Consider the following 14,450-nt stretch of genomic DNA (forward strand, 5'->3'; position numbering starts at 1 on the left):
ATGATGCCGCTATCGGGGCTGTTGAAAAAAGCCGCCAGCGTCGTTCTCACTGCTTCGTAGCGCTCAACGTACCGCCCGGTACGCCTCGCCATCCTCGCGGCTTGCGGCCTTGCTGGACGACCTTCCTTCGGCAAAGCTCAGGACAAGCTTTGAACAGGCCCTCTTTATTTTATCGTAAACCTAACCAGAGTCGTCTGAAATAACAGAATTTCAATCATTCGATAGGCCCCCGCTGCCTACAAGATGCCGGGAAAATGATCTCTCCCTCGGGTCGAGATGACAAAACGGGTATAGGCCCAAGACGGATGAATCATTCTGGACGATACGATACAATAGCTGCACGATGAGTTATTTTGAGTCGATCCAGAGCCTTATACAAGATTTTTCCAAAGGTAATCCACTCGGCCTCAAGCTTTCCGAGGTTCAACTTCAACAGGAGTGGGAACACCTTGTGGGTTCAACGATGGCCAAGCATTCCTACCCTGAGAGTATCCGCTTTAAAAAACTGCACCTGGTGGCGGATAACTCCATTTGGCTTCAGCAACTCATGTTTTTGAAACCGGCTATTTTGGAAGCGATTCACTCGATGATGCCGGAACTGGCCTTAACCGAGGTCGTCTTACGTATCGGCTCCATTCCACAGGCTCCCCCTCAACCGGATCCGATACCCCAAGCTTCTCCTCCCTTTGTCGGTGAATCATCGCCCTTTGCCACCGGCTTAGCTAAACGCCTGAGTGACCCTGACCTTCAAGTCCTTCTTTCTCAGACTATCACTAAAGCCCTGGCTGAACCACCGTCCTCCACTACAGAGCCGGCGAAGAAGCCTGGGGTTTAGAACTCCCCTCCTCCCAGGTCTCTTGAAATACCCACTGCATGGTAAGTGTTCGATCCGTTGAACCGCTCCGGTTCCAGGGACCGATCCATCCCGCCTGACCTTCGGCATCAGCACGATAGCCTGCTCGAACGGCCTCTTCAAAGTTTTTTCGAAAGGTCTTTTCCGAAGCGTCATCGGCCTCATTGGCGACATACCGATGAAGGTTATCCGGTTCCGTCCAGAATGGATCCGAAAAAATGATGACCTGTAGCGTTTGGTATCGTCCGCGAGGATCGTCGGGAGTGGTTGGACGGATTTTCATGTCTCCAAAATCGCGAGTGGCGCGGCCGACATCGCCGAACCGCATAATCAGGGTTTTTATTTCTGGATCACTGGTATAGGAAGGGACGTGGACGGCTACCAACGACCCCTCTTGGGCACCGATACTATAGGGCGGAATGGTGCGGTCTGGTCTTGAAAGGAACATACCGAGGGAGATGACACCTATTCCCCCAATCAAAATGCCCAATCCCATGATGACGATGGGGTCTAACTTTTTGCGTTTTGCTGGTTGCTCTGTGGCTTTGTGAGGGAAATCCAACTCTACAACCTTCCCGGATGCAATCTCTTTTTCCTGCTTCCTCCCGTTTTCCAGGTGCAGGAGAGGTAGGGGAGTGATGGAGGAGAAACGAACAGGCGAACGGCAGTTCGATTTCCCACCCCTTGCACAGCCTCATTGCATCTTGCGTCCCTCCTTACCAAGGGTAGGGATTACCGTATTATTGATGACCGCTCAATTTCTCTGGTCATCTCGGAACACACCAACGTCTTCGGTTTGCAGGTTTGAGAAGGTCGCGTGACCTTATTCCGTTGAGGAGGCCGGTTCGTCCGGCATCTCGCCATTGAGTTCATCCGGATCCGGTTGGTCACTTTCATCGGTCTCTGCGAGTTTGGCCACGCCTACCACTCGATCGTCATCGGGCAAGTGGATCAGCCGAACCCCTTGGGCATTGCGCCCAATTTCCCTGATATCTCCCATGCGGGTACGAAGGATCATGCCCTCTGCGGACATGAGCATGATTTCATCCGTTTCCCAGACTTGATGGAACGAGATGGCCGGCCCGTTTTTCTCGGTGACTTTGACGCTGATGACGCCCTTGCCCGCCCGTGATTGGAGGCGATATTCCTCGACCTGCGTGCGTTTCCCATACCCGCGTTCGGTGACAGTCAGAATTGAGGATTGCGTTTCACTGGTAATCGTGACCATCCCGATGACCTCATTAGTCTTCGCCAACGTGATGCCCCTGACTCCACGGGCCGTTCGTCCCACCGGACGGACATCTTCCTCACGAAAGCGAATGACAATACCCATGCGGGTGCCCAAAAGAATTTCCCTCGTGCCATCGGTGATATCCACACCGATGAGCCGGTCACCTTCCTCCAGCGTCAACGCAATAATTCCGCCTTGCCGGGGATGGCTGAATGCGGCCAGATCGGTTTTTTTGATATAGCCTTTTTGCGTGGCCATCACCACATACTGGTCTTCGGCAAACACCCGGACCGGCAGAGTCGCGGTGACCCGCTCCCCCTGGCTGATGGTCAACAAATTCACAATGGCTTTCCCTTTGCTGGACCGTCCGACATCCGGCAACTGATACACTTTGAGCCAGTAGACCCGACCGGCATCGGTAAAGAACAACAGGTAATCATGGGTTGAGGCCGTGAAGATTTGTTCGACGAAGTCCTCTTCTTTGACCCCCATGCCGACTTTCCCTTTTCCGCCACGGCGTTGGGCCCGATAGATGGACACGGCATTTCGCTTAATATACCCGGCATGCGTAATGGTGACGACGACTTCTTCCTCGGCGATCAGATCTTCCATTTGTAACTCGGCTTCGGCCGGGAGAATCTGCGTTCGTCGCTCATCGGAATATTGATCTTTGATTTCTATTAATTCCTGTTTCACGATTTGTTGCACCATCGCATCAGAGGCTAATATGGTGCGCAAATGGGCAATGCGGGAAACCAGTTCGTTATATTCCTGCGTCAGCTTGTCCTGTTCCAGTTGGGTCAGGCGTTGCAACCGCATTTCCAGAATGGCGGTGGCTTGCACCTCGCTTAAGGTAAACTGGCTCATCAGGCCGTGGCGAGCGGTTTCCGGAGAAGACGCTCCACGAATGAGGGCAATGACCTCATCCAGGAATTCCAAGGCACGTCTTAAGCCCTCTAAGATGTGGGCCCGCTCTTCGGCTTTGCGAAGGTCGTACGCGGTCCGGCGAATCACCACTTCTTTACGATGTTCAAGGAACGCGGCCAGAATCTGTTTGAGGGTTAACACCTCAGGACGGTTCCCCACCAAGGCCAGCATGATGACCCCGAAGGTGGTTTGCATCTGGGTGTGTTTATATAATTGATTCAGTAAGACCGATGCGTTTTCATTTCTCTTGAGTTCGATCACCACGCGGAGTCCGTCCCGGTCGGATTCGTCCCGAAGATCGGATATCCCTTCCACCCGTTTTTCGTGGATGAGGTCGGCGATCTTTTCTATCAGTTTAGCTTTGTTCACCTGGAAAGGCAGTTCCGTCACGATGATGCGCGACCGGTCGGTGCGTTCATCGACCTCGATGTCCGCCTTGGCCCGAAGGGACAAGAGACCCCGTCCCGTTTCATACGCGTCTTTAATCCCTTGCGTGCCGTAGATAAATCCGGCCGTGGGAAAATCAGGTCCTGGAATGAATTCCATGAGCTCGTGAATGGTCACCTCAGGCCGTTCAATAAGGGCAATCAGCGCCGCCACGACTTCGCCCAGATTATGCGTAGGAATATTGGTGGCATATCCTACCGCAATTCCTCCTGCTCCATTCACTAATAGATTCGGAATACGAGCCGGCAATACGACGGGCTCTTGGGACGACTCGTCATACGTCGGAGTAAAGTTGACGGTCTCCCGGTCGATATCCACCAGCATTTCCTCGGCCAGCTTGGTTAAGCGGGCTTCGGTGTAACGCATGGCTGCCGGTGGATCGCCATCGACCGACCCATAGTTTCCCTGACCATCCACGAGGGGATACCGCATATTGAAATCCTGGGCCATGCGGACCAACGTGTCGTAAATGGCTGAATCACCATGCGGGTGATAGTTACCCATGATTTCACCGACAATTTTTGCGGATTTTCTGTAGGGCTTCCCGGAGCCCAGACTCATTTCATTCATGCCATACAGGATGCGCCGATGAACCGGCTTCAGTCCGTCTCGCACGTCCGGCAACGCCCGTCCGACAATGACGCTCATGGCGTAGTCCAAATAGGACAAACGCATTTCATCTTCAATGGCAACTTGCGTCAGACGTGGTTCAACCGGCATACGTCACTCCTCGAAAGAGATCATCGCACTTCCTGTTCTGCACATTCACGGGACTTGGTCCGGCCCATCGCTCCCTGCACGCAAGACCACGCCAAAGATTCGACCTTCGGTTCAACAGAGCGGTAGGCAAACGAAGGCACCTGCTAGACATCTAAATTTCGAACTTCCAGGGCATGTCGTTGAATGAAATTCCGGCGGGGTTCAACTTCATCACCCATCAAAATGGTAAAGATTTCATCCACTCCGGTGGTATCTTCTAATGTCACCTGCAGAAGACTGCGGGTTTCGGGATTCATGGTGGTGTCCCACAGTTGTGTCGGATTCATCTCGCCCAAACCCTTGTAGCGCTGAATTGACATGCCCTTTTTCCCTGTTTCCAAAAACTCTGTCACCAGATCCTGACTGGTGGAAAATTCCGCTTCCGTGTCTTTGCGTTTTAACCGGTAAGGGGGTCGTCCCAACCCCAACGCCGAAGGAGAGATTTTTTGTAATTCTCTGAAATCTGCAGAACCCACCATGTCGTGAGTCAGGTTCAAAGACTTCTGACTGCCATTCCCTGCCACCCGACAGAGGATGTGGTGGGCCTGATGCTCTTTATCGTTCTGAATCGTCAGATCCACGGTGCCTTCGGGGAACGCCAGTCGAAGCCGACGAGTGGCCTCCTCAATTAATACTTCCAAGTCACCACGATTTTTTAACAGATCTTTCGTTAATTGTGGAAAATCCACCAATACGCGGAGCAGCGCCGGTTCAATTTGCTTTTGCCCCTGACGAGTTAAGAGCCCCTCAAAGGCCACCAGCTTGTCTAAAATCGGGATAAGTTCATCTCTGGTCACAAATTCGTTTTGTTCCGGAAGAAAGAGTTGCGTATCCTCCACGGCGAGATTGGACAGATAGGTATTCATTGCCGCTTCGTCTTTGAGATACTTTTCTCCCTTCCCTTTTTTGACCTTAAACAAGGGAGGCTGAGCAATGTAGATATAGCCTCGCTCGATGAGTTCCGGCATTTGCCGGAAAAAGAAAGTCAGAAGCAGGGTCCGGATATGGCTGCCATCGACGTCCGCATCGGTCATGATAATGATTTTGTGGTACCGGGCTCGATTGATATCAAAGGCGTCTTTATCTTCCTTGCCTTTTTCAGCATCTTCCCGTGGCCGCCCTATTCCGGTACCAATCGCCATGATGAGGGTTCGGATTTCTTCACTGGCAAGCATTTTATCAAATCTGGCTTTTTCGACATTCAGGATTTTGCCCTTGAGTGGAAGGATGGCTTGTGAACGTCGATCACGCCCCTGTTTTGCAGACCCTCCTGCCGAATCACCCTCTACGAGATACAGTTCACTGAATTGCGGATCTTTTTCTGAGCAGTCGGCCAATTTTCCAGGAAGTGACCCCCCATCCAACGCGCCTTTTCTGCGAATCAGCTCTTTGGCTTTTCTTGCGGCTTCCCTGGCCCGTGCCGCATCCACAGACTTCCCGACGATTTTTTTTGCTACCGAGGGATTTTCCTCAAGATACGATCCCAAGGCTTCATTGACGGCCGACTCCACAATGCCCTTAACTTCACTATTGCCTAATTTGGCTTTGGTCTGGCCCTCAAATTGCGGATTGCGGATTTTCACACTCACCACGGCGGTCAGACCTTCTCTCACATCCTCTCCGCTCAGCGATTCTGAATCCTTTTTAAACAAATCATTGGCGGTCGCGTAACTATTGATGGTGCGCGTCAAGGCGGACTTAAATCCGATGAGATGCGTGCCGCCCTCGCGGGTATTAATATTATTGGCAAAGGAATACAAATTCTCCGAATACCCTTCGTTGTATTGAAGGGCCAACTGGAGAATCATTTCCGGTTTTTCCACTTCCACGACAATGGGAGGATGAAGGGGAGATTTGGCTTCATTCAGATGTTCGACGAAAGAGACGATTCCTCCTATGTAACAAAATACCTGCTCCTTTTCTTTTCCCGCCCGATCATCCTTTAAGCAGATCTCCAACCCCTTATTCAGGAAGGCCAATTCACGAAGTCGTTGCGCCAATACATCAAAACTAAATTCCACAGTTTCAAAAATGAGGGGATCCGGCCTAAAGACCACTTTTGTTCCGCGTTTTTTAGTGATCCCCGCAACCGTTAATGGTGTCTGCGGCTTCCCACGATGATATCGTTGTTCGAATACTTCCCCATTTTGCCAAATTTCCAATTCCAGCCATTCCGAAAGGGCATTCACGACGGATATCCCGACACCATGCAATCCTCCCGACACCTTATAGGCACCCTCCTCAAACTTTCCACCGGCATGGAGAACTGTTAATGCGACTTCGGCTGCCGATTTTTTCTGTGTGGAATGCAGGCCGGTGGGTATCCCTCTTCCGTTATCCGAGACCAGGACACTACCATCCACCTGAAGCACCACCTGTATTTCACTTCCATAGCCTGCCATGTGTTCATCCACACTGTTATCAACAACCTCGTAGACCATATGATGCAGGCCATCGACACCTGTGCTGCCGATATACATGGCGGGTCGTTTTTGAACCGCCTCCAGTCCTTCCAGGACACGGATTTGGTCGGCATCGTACCGAACATCAGAATGTTGGCGGTCTGCCGAGTGGGCAGATTCTTGGCTAGGGTTTGTTTCGGATTCCATACAATTTTAGGCTTTGGCTACGTGTGGAAGAAGAAATGTCTGTTGGGTCAAATCCGTCAAACCTTCACGGGCATCACCACCGCTTTGAACGCGGGATTTCCCTGCTCCTGAATCAAACACGGGCTTAAGGGTGTTTCCATTTGAAGGGTCAGCGATTCCGTTTCAATGACAGATAACACATCCAAAAAATATCTGGCGTTGAATCCGGTTGAAAAGCCTTCTCCCACAAATTTAGCCGGGATGTCCTCATCTGCTTCTCCTAAATCCGGACTTTTTGAAGAAAGATGAATGTGATCGGGGTTGATGGACAGTTTCACGGCATGGGCCTTATCTTTCGAAAGGATAGCTACCCTTCGAAGGGCACCCTCCAGATCGGACTTATTGACGGTAATTTTTTTGGAACTTTCTTTCGGTACCACCTGCTGGTAGTTGGGATAGGTCCCTTCCATAATCCGGGAAGTTAACACCAACCCGCTTTTCCGAAAGATTAACATATTTTTGGTAAACCCGAGGAACGGTTGTTCGTCGTCTTCTTCCAGGAGTCGCCGAATTTCTATGGCAGCTTTCTTGGGAATAATGACCTTAATTTCGGCTTCGGGGATTGCGGCTTTCTCGGGAGTCACTTCCTGCTCAGCCCAGGCTAACCGATGGCCATCGGTGCCCACCAGACGAAGTGTCACCGTGGCTCCTGTAGGAATCAGGGTGAGAAGAAGCCCGTTCAACACATAACGTGTATCTTTTTCGCCCACGGCAAATACCGTCTTTTTTAAAAGCTGCAACAACCCTTGGGCGGGGAGCGCCATCAACCCTTCCCGTTCAATAGTTGGAAGGGCAGGGTAATCCTTACTGGGTAAGCCCACCACACGAAATTGGCTTTTCCCGGCCTTCACCGTCACCCAATTATTTTCACCCACGACCAATTCAATGTCGGAATGTCTGATCTCTTTTAAAATATCAAAAAGTGTTCGAGCGGAGAATGTGACCGACCCCGGCTCATGAACCGTGGCTTTATATAATCCTCTCATGCCAATTTCTAAATCAGTCGCCACAATATCCAGGCCTTCCGGCTTGGCCTCCAACAGAATATTCGCCAGGATCGGCATGGTATTCCGCTTCTCCACCACACCCTGCACCCGTTGGAGTGCGGTTAACAAATCCTCCCTGGTAATTTGAATTTTCATATGTTTCCTATGAACGGTGGTTCTATCCCTTGCCGATTTCTTCCTTCAGGCTTTCGATGGTGGCTCGAAGAGTGGAATCTGTTTCCTGAGCCTTCTGCATTTGCTTGCAGGCATGAATAATTGTTGTATGGTCTTTTCCCCCGAAATCTCTTCCTATTTCCGGAAAGGAGGAGTCCGTCATATCACGGCTGAGAAACATGGCAATTTGGCGAGGGTACACTAACGTTTTCGTCCGTCGTTTCGACTTCAAGTCGGATATTTTGACATGGAAGCGGTTGGCGACCACTTCTTGTATATCCTCTGTCGTAATCACCTTTCGTTTCCCACCCAGGAGATCACGGAGAATATGTTTTGCCATATCCACAGTGATTTTTTGACCCGTGAGCGACGCATAGGCACCAAGCCGAATAAGTGCTCCTTCAATCTCGCGAATATTGCTTTTTAAATTCGCTGCCAACAACTGGATGACATCCTCATTGATCGCAATACCTTCTTCTTCCGATTTTTTTCGGAGAATGGCAATTCGAGTTTCCACATCAGGTGGTTGAAGATCGGCAATCAGCCCCCACTCAAACCGGGACCGAAGCCGTTCCTCCATTGAGGGCATTTCTTTGGGAAAACGATCACTCGACAACACGATCTGTTTTCCAGCCTCATAGAGAGAATTAAATGTGTGAAAAAATTCCTCTTGAGTACGTTCTTTTCCTGCTAAAAATTGAATATCGTCAATGAGCAGCATGTCCACATTTCTATATCGCCTTCTCAATTCAATCATTTTGTCATAGCGTATGGAATTAATGACCTCATTAGTGAATTGCTCTGTTGTGACATAGGCAATACGGAGATCACCATGATCGGCAATATAATTCCCTATAGAGTTGAGAAGATGGGTTTTCCCCAATCCTACGCCGCCATAAATGAATAACGGGTTATATGCTTTGGCAGGGGATTCCGCTACAGCAAGACATGCCGCATGGGCAAATTGATTACTTGCTCCCACCACGAAGTTTTTAAAGGTATATTTTGGATTAGGAAGAGGTTGCCGTCTTACCCGTTGAAGTTGAACGGGCCCACGGGTTTCTCGAACTTCAGTTTTAAGCTCGGGCAAAGGTTTCCCTTCCCCATCCTGCTCTTTCATGACAAAAATAATCTCTGCCGGATTCACCCCTTCGACATACTGAAAAGCTTCTTTGAGTAAATCCTTATAGTTTCTGCCTAACCATTCCCCAAAAAATCTATTTGGAACACGGATCTGAGCCTGATCTTCATTAAGACCCTCTAAAACCAAAGGCTGAAACCATGTTTCAATGGTGTCATCCCCCACACGTGGACTGACAAAATTCAACACGTCTACCCAAACTTTTTCATTGTTAATATTAGGTAAATTCAACTTATTCACAATTTTATTCACAGATGTTAATAGTAACGACACCAATCATGGTCCTGCCATTTTTTATTAGACTCTTCCCGATTCCTATCAACACCCTCTACCATAAACTTCATGCCCTCTATCCACAACTTCCACCCAGATATTTTTAAAATTCAAACCACTTTCCCTGCCCAATTTCAAAGGAGTTTTAAATTTCAAGATCAATTATCCCCCCTATTCCCTATCCCTACTACGACTACTCCTACTGTTTCTTTTTCTTTTTTATAACAAAGAAGAAGAGGGATAGTTATATCACCAAGGCCAAATCCGACAGAAATATTTTTTCCAAAAACCCCTGATAGGAAATTGTCTCAGAAGGTCGGGAATCATCTCCTCTTTCTCCTTCACGGCCTAAAACAAAAACCTGGGAGGTTGGAATAGGCGGTAAACTCTGTCCACCCTTGAGGAGCAAGACCGTTACATCTTTCTCAGATAGAGAAGGAACCGGTTCCGGGATAAAAACATTCCAGTCATACTGGTCTTTCGTACAGATATATAAAATATTTCTCATAAGCGATACCGTTAAAAGGTAAGGACTCGATCTGCTTGAGAAACGAGTGAGGCAATTTGAGATGGGGTGGACTCTTGAATAGTAAACTCCTGATCGAGTGAGAAGGTCTTCCCGCTCCCTATTGGTACAACTATCGGCAATTCTAAATTTTTGATAGAAGGGAGGTATTTTTCTAGAATCTCCCCATCAGGAAGATCATAGGCCTCATCAGAAATTAACTGCCTGGCATTTTCTAAGAGAATAATCTTTACCGGATTTGGACCGGTCGATAATCCCAACGCAATTCGCATAGCTTCGGATGCCCGGTGCGTAAGGGTGGGATCTTCTCTGATAAGGATAACCAGATTTTTTGGCATCCCTTATTTATACCTTGGATTAATACGTAAAATACTGGATTTGTTAATGAAATATGCGGAGGATATTTTTTTATTCAAAAAATATCGTTTCTTATTGAAAAATAAGAAAAAAACCCTAGCACCAGGTAAAAAAAATGTCAAGAAAAAAGGCAAGATATCTTATCCCATCATTTATAAGGTTAATGATAGAATTTTTTGAGAAATTTCTTTCAGCTTCACGGATTCCTGAGCTTTGGTGGTCATATTTCTAAGGATGGCCGTTTCCGAACGGGCTTCATCGTCTCCCAGGATAATGGCATAACTGGCTCCAAGCTTATCCGCGGATCGAAGAAGGGATTTAAGATTGACACTTTTATAGTCTGTGTCTGCCCGTATACCCGCCTCTCTGAGGGTGTGAAGCAGTTTAAGCGCCATCGGCTTAGCATCCTTTCCAAACCCGGCCACGAAAAATAACGGCGGATGTGGGGTGGAGAGGTGGGTTGAAAGGAGAAGTGCGACTCGTTCCAGTCCCACAGCAAACCCTATGGCAGGGGTGGAAGGTCCATGCAGTAAGGCGACTAATCCGTCATACCGTCCTCCGGCCCCAATGGTGCTTTGTGCGCCTAAGTGCGGAGTGGTAATTTCAAAAGTCGTACGGGTGTAGTAATCCAATCCTCTCACTAATCTGTAGTTCATGGAAAAAGGGATATCTATAGAAGTCAATCCGTCGAGGACGGTGTCAAAGTGAGAGGCTGATTCCGGGGAAAGATGGTCGAAAAGAGTTGGAGCGTCCTGGGTCGCTTCCTGACAAATAGGAACTTTACAATCAAGTATCCTTAAGGGGTTTGTCGAGTACCGACGCTGGCAGTTACCACAGATCAATTCCAGTTTTGGCAAAATAAATCGTTTGAGTTCCTGAATATAGTTTTCACGGTCTTGAGGATTGCCGATTGAATTTATATGCAACGTGAGGTCTTTAAGTCCCAGGGAACTAAAGAATCTCCATAAAAGGGCAATCACTTCCACATCCATAAAGGGATCTTCGGTCCCAAACGCCTCAACCCCGAATTGGTTAAATTGCCGGTATCGACCAGCCTGCGGGCGTTCATGACGAAACATCGGGCCAAGGTAATATAGTTTTCTGGTTGAAGGAGATTCCAGGAGATGGTGCTCCAATACAGCTCGCACTACGCCCGCTGTTCCTTCAGGACGTAAAGTGAGAGAGCTTCCATCTCGATCGGGAAAGGTGTACATTTCTTTTTCTACAATATCTGTTGCTCCTCCAATACTCCTGGCATAGAGTTCAGTGGACTCGAATATTGGAATACGTATTTCTGAGAAGCCAGACTGGGTGGCAAGTGTATGGGCGAGGTGTTCCATATAGCTCCACTGGGGGGTTTGTTGAGGTAAAATATCCTTAAGACCCTTGATGGAGCGCAACACGGGAAACCTTGTTCTGTTGAAGAAAATGTTGAGGGAAAAGAGAATCCGACTATATCTTTCCGTCAGAATCCAGTCAACGAATCAATGGGGTATATGAGTTTAGGATGGGAAAATATGTTTGACTCTTACTCTTTCCCCCAATAAAATGCCGTGTTAATAAGAAAATGGCTAAAAGGAGAACAACGCCGTGTCAATGACCTATCGACAGCCTTCTAATTTAAAAAGAAAACGAGATCATGGGTTTAGAAAACGCATGAGCACTAAGAATGGGAGAAAGGTTCTTGCCCGCCGGAGAAAGAAGGGCCGGCAACGTTTAACGGTTTCTGATGAGTAAGAGGTGGGCTTCCCGTTTTTTTTAAAGAAAAAATATGAATACGATGGAGTGAAGTCCAATGGGTCTGCTGTGCGGAACCCATTTTTTACCCTCCTTGTTAGTCGTGTACCCAACCATGATCCGTCCCGTATAGGAATTATCGTAGGGCGACGAGTGGGGAAAGCCGTGACGAGAAATCGGCTGAAACGGATTTTCCGTGAACTCGTAAGAGAATCGCACTCCGGCATGGCGAGTGGTTTTCATTGCATCGTTTACCCAAAAACAAAGATTTTGGGAGTGAAATATCAGAAGGTTGGAGAAACCTGGAAGGGCACATTGGCCCAAGTAGGTCTTCTTTAATAAAAATATGGTAGCTTCTGTTTTAAAAAAAATGATTGCGGGATACCAATATGGGATATCCCCATTTATGGGAATCTGTTGCCGTTTTGAACCAACCTGTTCTCATTATGGCTTAGAGGCTATCCATAAACATGGCGCGATAAAGGGTTTGGTATTAATGGCCAGTCGAATTCTCAAGTGTCATCCATTCCATCCTGGGGGGCTGGATCCGGTTCCCTGAATGCTGAACATTTTGCCTCCGTTTGTTTGATTGTTAATTACCACCAGCTTTAATGAGACTCACGAGTTAGAAAAATGGAAAAGCGCGTCGTCCTTTTCCTTGTTCTTTCCTTAGGGATTATCTTTGGATATGACCTGCTCCTGAAGGAGTTGGGGTATTCTCCTTTCTCTACCAGTCCAATCATCGATCAAGAGCTGAAAACGAGTTTGCCGGCGAAAGGGGCGGATGCGGAGACGATCTCCCCGTCTTCATCTGAATCACATTCAGTATCTTCTTCCAATTTTTCTACTGAGCCACTTCTTACCGAAGAGGTTGTGGTTGTTGAGACACCACTTTTCCGAGCTGGGATTTCAGGGCAGGGAGGAGTGTTGAACTCCTGGGAATTAAAAAAATATCTCACCCAGACAGAGGAAAATGTTCCCGTCCAATTGGTATATCCCAATGGGCAGTTTCCCGGGCCACTCACCGTGCAGGTCAAAGGCAATGAGGTGGAGACCCAGCGGCTTCGTCAAGGGAACTTTCAAGTTCAAAAGGATTTTAACCAATTAGATGAAGCCCATCCCACCGGTAAAGTGCTTTTAACCTATTCCTCTTCCGATTCCGAATTGTGGGTCCAAAAAGAACTTACCTTTCATTACGATTCCTATCTGGTGGATATCACTATTCGTACTCGGGGGATTTCAGGGGATATCGATGTGCTTTTGGGCACCAATTTTGGTGTTGTTGAATGGGGTCAAGGATTTATTGGATTGCTGGGATCTGCCTGGATGGTCGGGGAGGAAATGGAAAAGGTGTCTCCCGATGCGGATGCTCCGATCCTGCGTCGCGAGGGTCCTGTGAGATGGTTGGCCCTTCAGGATAAATACTTTATGAGTGTCTTTATCCCGGAAAATGCGAAAAGCCTGTTTTCCAAACTTGAAACCGAAATGGTTGTCTCAGCGGGCATGTCTCTTTCGGGGGGATCAGGAGAACAAGTCCATAAGACAAAATTGTACGCCGGTCCCAAAAAATACGATGTCCTTAAATCTTTTAATATCGGGTTGGAAGATACCATTGATTTTGGATGGTTTATTTATGGCAGTTGGAGCATTGTGAAAGCCGTGGCGAAGCCGCTGTTTTCAGTTTTACGTTTCATTTATGACTATACCCATAATTATGGTGTGGCCATTATTTTACTGACCTTAGGGATTAAACTGTTATTTGTTCCCTTGCAATACAAAAGCTACAAGTCCATGCAAGGAATGCAAACCATCCAACCAAAAGTGCTGGCCCTTCAGGAAAAACTCAAAGACAACAAAGAGAAGCTCAACACGGAACTCATGAAGCTTTACAAAGAGCATAAAGTGAATCCTGTCGGTGGGTGTCTCCCCATGGTGTTGCAGATGCCCGTGTTTGTTGCGCTCTTTAATATTTTGTATATGACGATTGATCTCAGGCAGGCCCCGTTTATGTTGTGGGTTACAGACCTTTCTGCCCAAGATCCGTATTATGTGCTGCCTGTGCTGATGGGGATTTCTATGGTCGTCCAACAAAAAATCATGCCCACCACGATGGACCCCACCCAGGCAAAAATGATGATGATCCTGCCTGTTGGCTTGACATTTTTGTTTGTCACCTTTCCCGCAGGTTTGGTGTTATATTGGGTGACCAATAATGTGTTGACCGTCACTCAACAATTTGTGACTGACAGGTATATTTTGAAAAAACCGAGAGGTGGGTCTACGGATCCTTCTCCAAAAGGGAGCGAACCCGCTTTGGAGTCTGGGAAAAAGAAACGCTCATCATCTCCCTCGGGTCCTTCCTCTAAATCCTAGTCCTTGCCTCTGTCTAAG

At 48.1% G+C, this 14,450-nt stretch carries 11 protein-coding genes; 4 read left to right on the forward strand and 7 right to left on the reverse strand.

Translation table 11 applies throughout. The annotated features are described in order from the left end of the window. Positions 1-343: 343 nt before the first annotated feature. Positions 344-835, forward strand: coding sequence for a DUF721 domain-containing protein (locus PJI16_01440; protein MDT3776222.1), 492 nt, complete (start codon positions 344-346; stop codon positions 833-835). On the opposite strand, the gene PJI16_01445 is transcribed toward PJI16_01440, so the two are convergent. The 7 genes from PJI16_01445 to hisS all read right to left on the reverse strand — a co-directional run bounded on the left by PJI16_01445 (position 804) and on the right by hisS (position 11,725). Further along, positions 804-1,415 carry a hypothetical protein gene (locus PJI16_01445; protein MDT3776223.1) on the reverse strand — a complete coding sequence of 204 codons (612 nt, stop codon included), beginning with the start codon at positions 1,413-1,415 and terminating at the stop codon, positions 804-806. The two genes, PJI16_01440 and PJI16_01445, sit on opposite strands and share 32 nt — an antisense overlap. A 261-nt stretch (positions 1,416-1,676) precedes the next feature. Beyond that, complete coding sequence (gene gyrA / locus PJI16_01450) at positions 1,677-4,178, reverse strand: DNA gyrase subunit A (GenBank protein MDT3776224.1); 2,502 nt, start codon at positions 4,176-4,178, stop codon at positions 1,677-1,679. 143 nt (positions 4,179-4,321) lie between these two features. Then, positions 4,322-6,826 carry a DNA topoisomerase (ATP-hydrolyzing) subunit B gene (gene gyrB, locus PJI16_01455; protein MDT3776225.1) on the reverse strand — a complete coding sequence of 835 codons (2,505 nt, stop codon included), beginning with the start codon at positions 6,824-6,826 and terminating at the stop codon, positions 4,322-4,324. 56 nt (positions 6,827-6,882) lie between these two features. Continuing rightward, positions 6,883-8,007, reverse strand: coding sequence for a DNA polymerase III subunit beta (gene dnaN, locus PJI16_01460; protein ID MDT3776226.1), 1,125 nt, complete (start codon positions 8,005-8,007; stop codon positions 6,883-6,885). Between the two features lie 22 nt (positions 8,008-8,029). Beyond that, complete coding sequence (gene dnaA / locus PJI16_01465) at positions 8,030-9,439, reverse strand: chromosomal replication initiator protein DnaA (protein ID MDT3776227.1); 1,410 nt, start codon at positions 9,437-9,439, stop codon at positions 8,030-8,032. A 519-nt stretch (positions 9,440-9,958) separates the two neighbouring features. Then, positions 9,959-10,303 carry a hypothetical protein gene (locus PJI16_01470; protein MDT3776228.1) on the reverse strand — a complete coding sequence of 115 codons (345 nt, stop codon included), beginning with the start codon at positions 10,301-10,303 and terminating at the stop codon, positions 9,959-9,961. A gap of 171 nt (positions 10,304-10,474) precedes the next feature. Next, entirely contained in the window at positions 10,475-11,725 is a 1,251-nt protein-coding gene (hisS, locus tag PJI16_01475; GenBank protein MDT3776229.1) for a histidine--tRNA ligase, read from the reverse strand. A 187-nt stretch (positions 11,726-11,912) separates the two neighbouring features. Here hisS and rpmH point away from each other — a divergent pair, with 187 nt between their 5' ends. The 3 genes from rpmH (at position 11,913) to yidC (ending at position 14,432) form a co-directional block, all read left to right on the forward strand. Further along, the gene (gene rpmH, locus PJI16_01480) at positions 11,913-12,059 is read left to right on the forward strand and encodes a 50S ribosomal protein L34 (GenBank protein MDT3776230.1); all 147 of its coding nucleotides are present in this window, start codon (positions 11,913-11,915) and stop codon (positions 12,057-12,059) included. A 370-nt stretch (positions 12,060-12,429) separates the two neighbouring features. Then, positions 12,430-12,618: a membrane protein insertion efficiency factor YidD gene (gene yidD / locus PJI16_01485; protein ID MDT3776231.1), complete on the forward strand. Its 189-nt coding sequence runs from the start codon at positions 12,430-12,432 to the stop codon at positions 12,616-12,618. 74 nt (positions 12,619-12,692) lie between these two features. Then, the gene (gene yidC / locus PJI16_01490) at positions 12,693-14,432 is read left to right on the forward strand and encodes a membrane protein insertase YidC (protein MDT3776232.1); all 1,740 of its coding nucleotides are present in this window, start codon (positions 12,693-12,695) and stop codon (positions 14,430-14,432) included. Positions 14,433-14,450 lie beyond the last annotated feature (18 nt).

Origin of the sequence: Nitrospira sp. MA-1 (assembly GCA_032139905.1) — a bacterium.
GTDB lineage: Bacteria > Nitrospirota > Nitrospiria > Nitrospirales > UBA8639 > Nitrospira_E.

Coding starts and splice junctions, on each gene's coding strand:
- PJI16_01440 (MDT3776222.1), top strand. CDS start 344: ATGAGTTATTTTGAGTCGATCCAGAGCCTTATACAAGATTTTTCCAAA.
- gyrA (MDT3776224.1), bottom strand. CDS start 4,178: ATGCCGGTTGAACCACGTCTGACGCAAGTTGCCATTGAAGATGAAATG.
- gyrB (MDT3776225.1), bottom strand. CDS start 6,826: ATGGAATCCGAAACAAACCCTAGCCAAGAATCTGCCCACTCGGCAGAC.
- dnaN (MDT3776226.1), bottom strand. CDS start 8,007: ATGAAAATTCAAATTACCAGGGAGGATTTGTTAACCGCACTCCAACGG.
- PJI16_01470 (MDT3776228.1), bottom strand. CDS start 10,303: ATGCCAAAAAATCTGGTTATCCTTATCAGAGAAGATCCCACCCTTACG.
- yidD (MDT3776231.1), top strand. CDS start 12,430: ATGATTGCGGGATACCAATATGGGATATCCCCATTTATGGGAATCTGT.
- yidC (MDT3776232.1), top strand. CDS start 12,693: ATGGAAAAGCGCGTCGTCCTTTTCCTTGTTCTTTCCTTAGGGATTATC.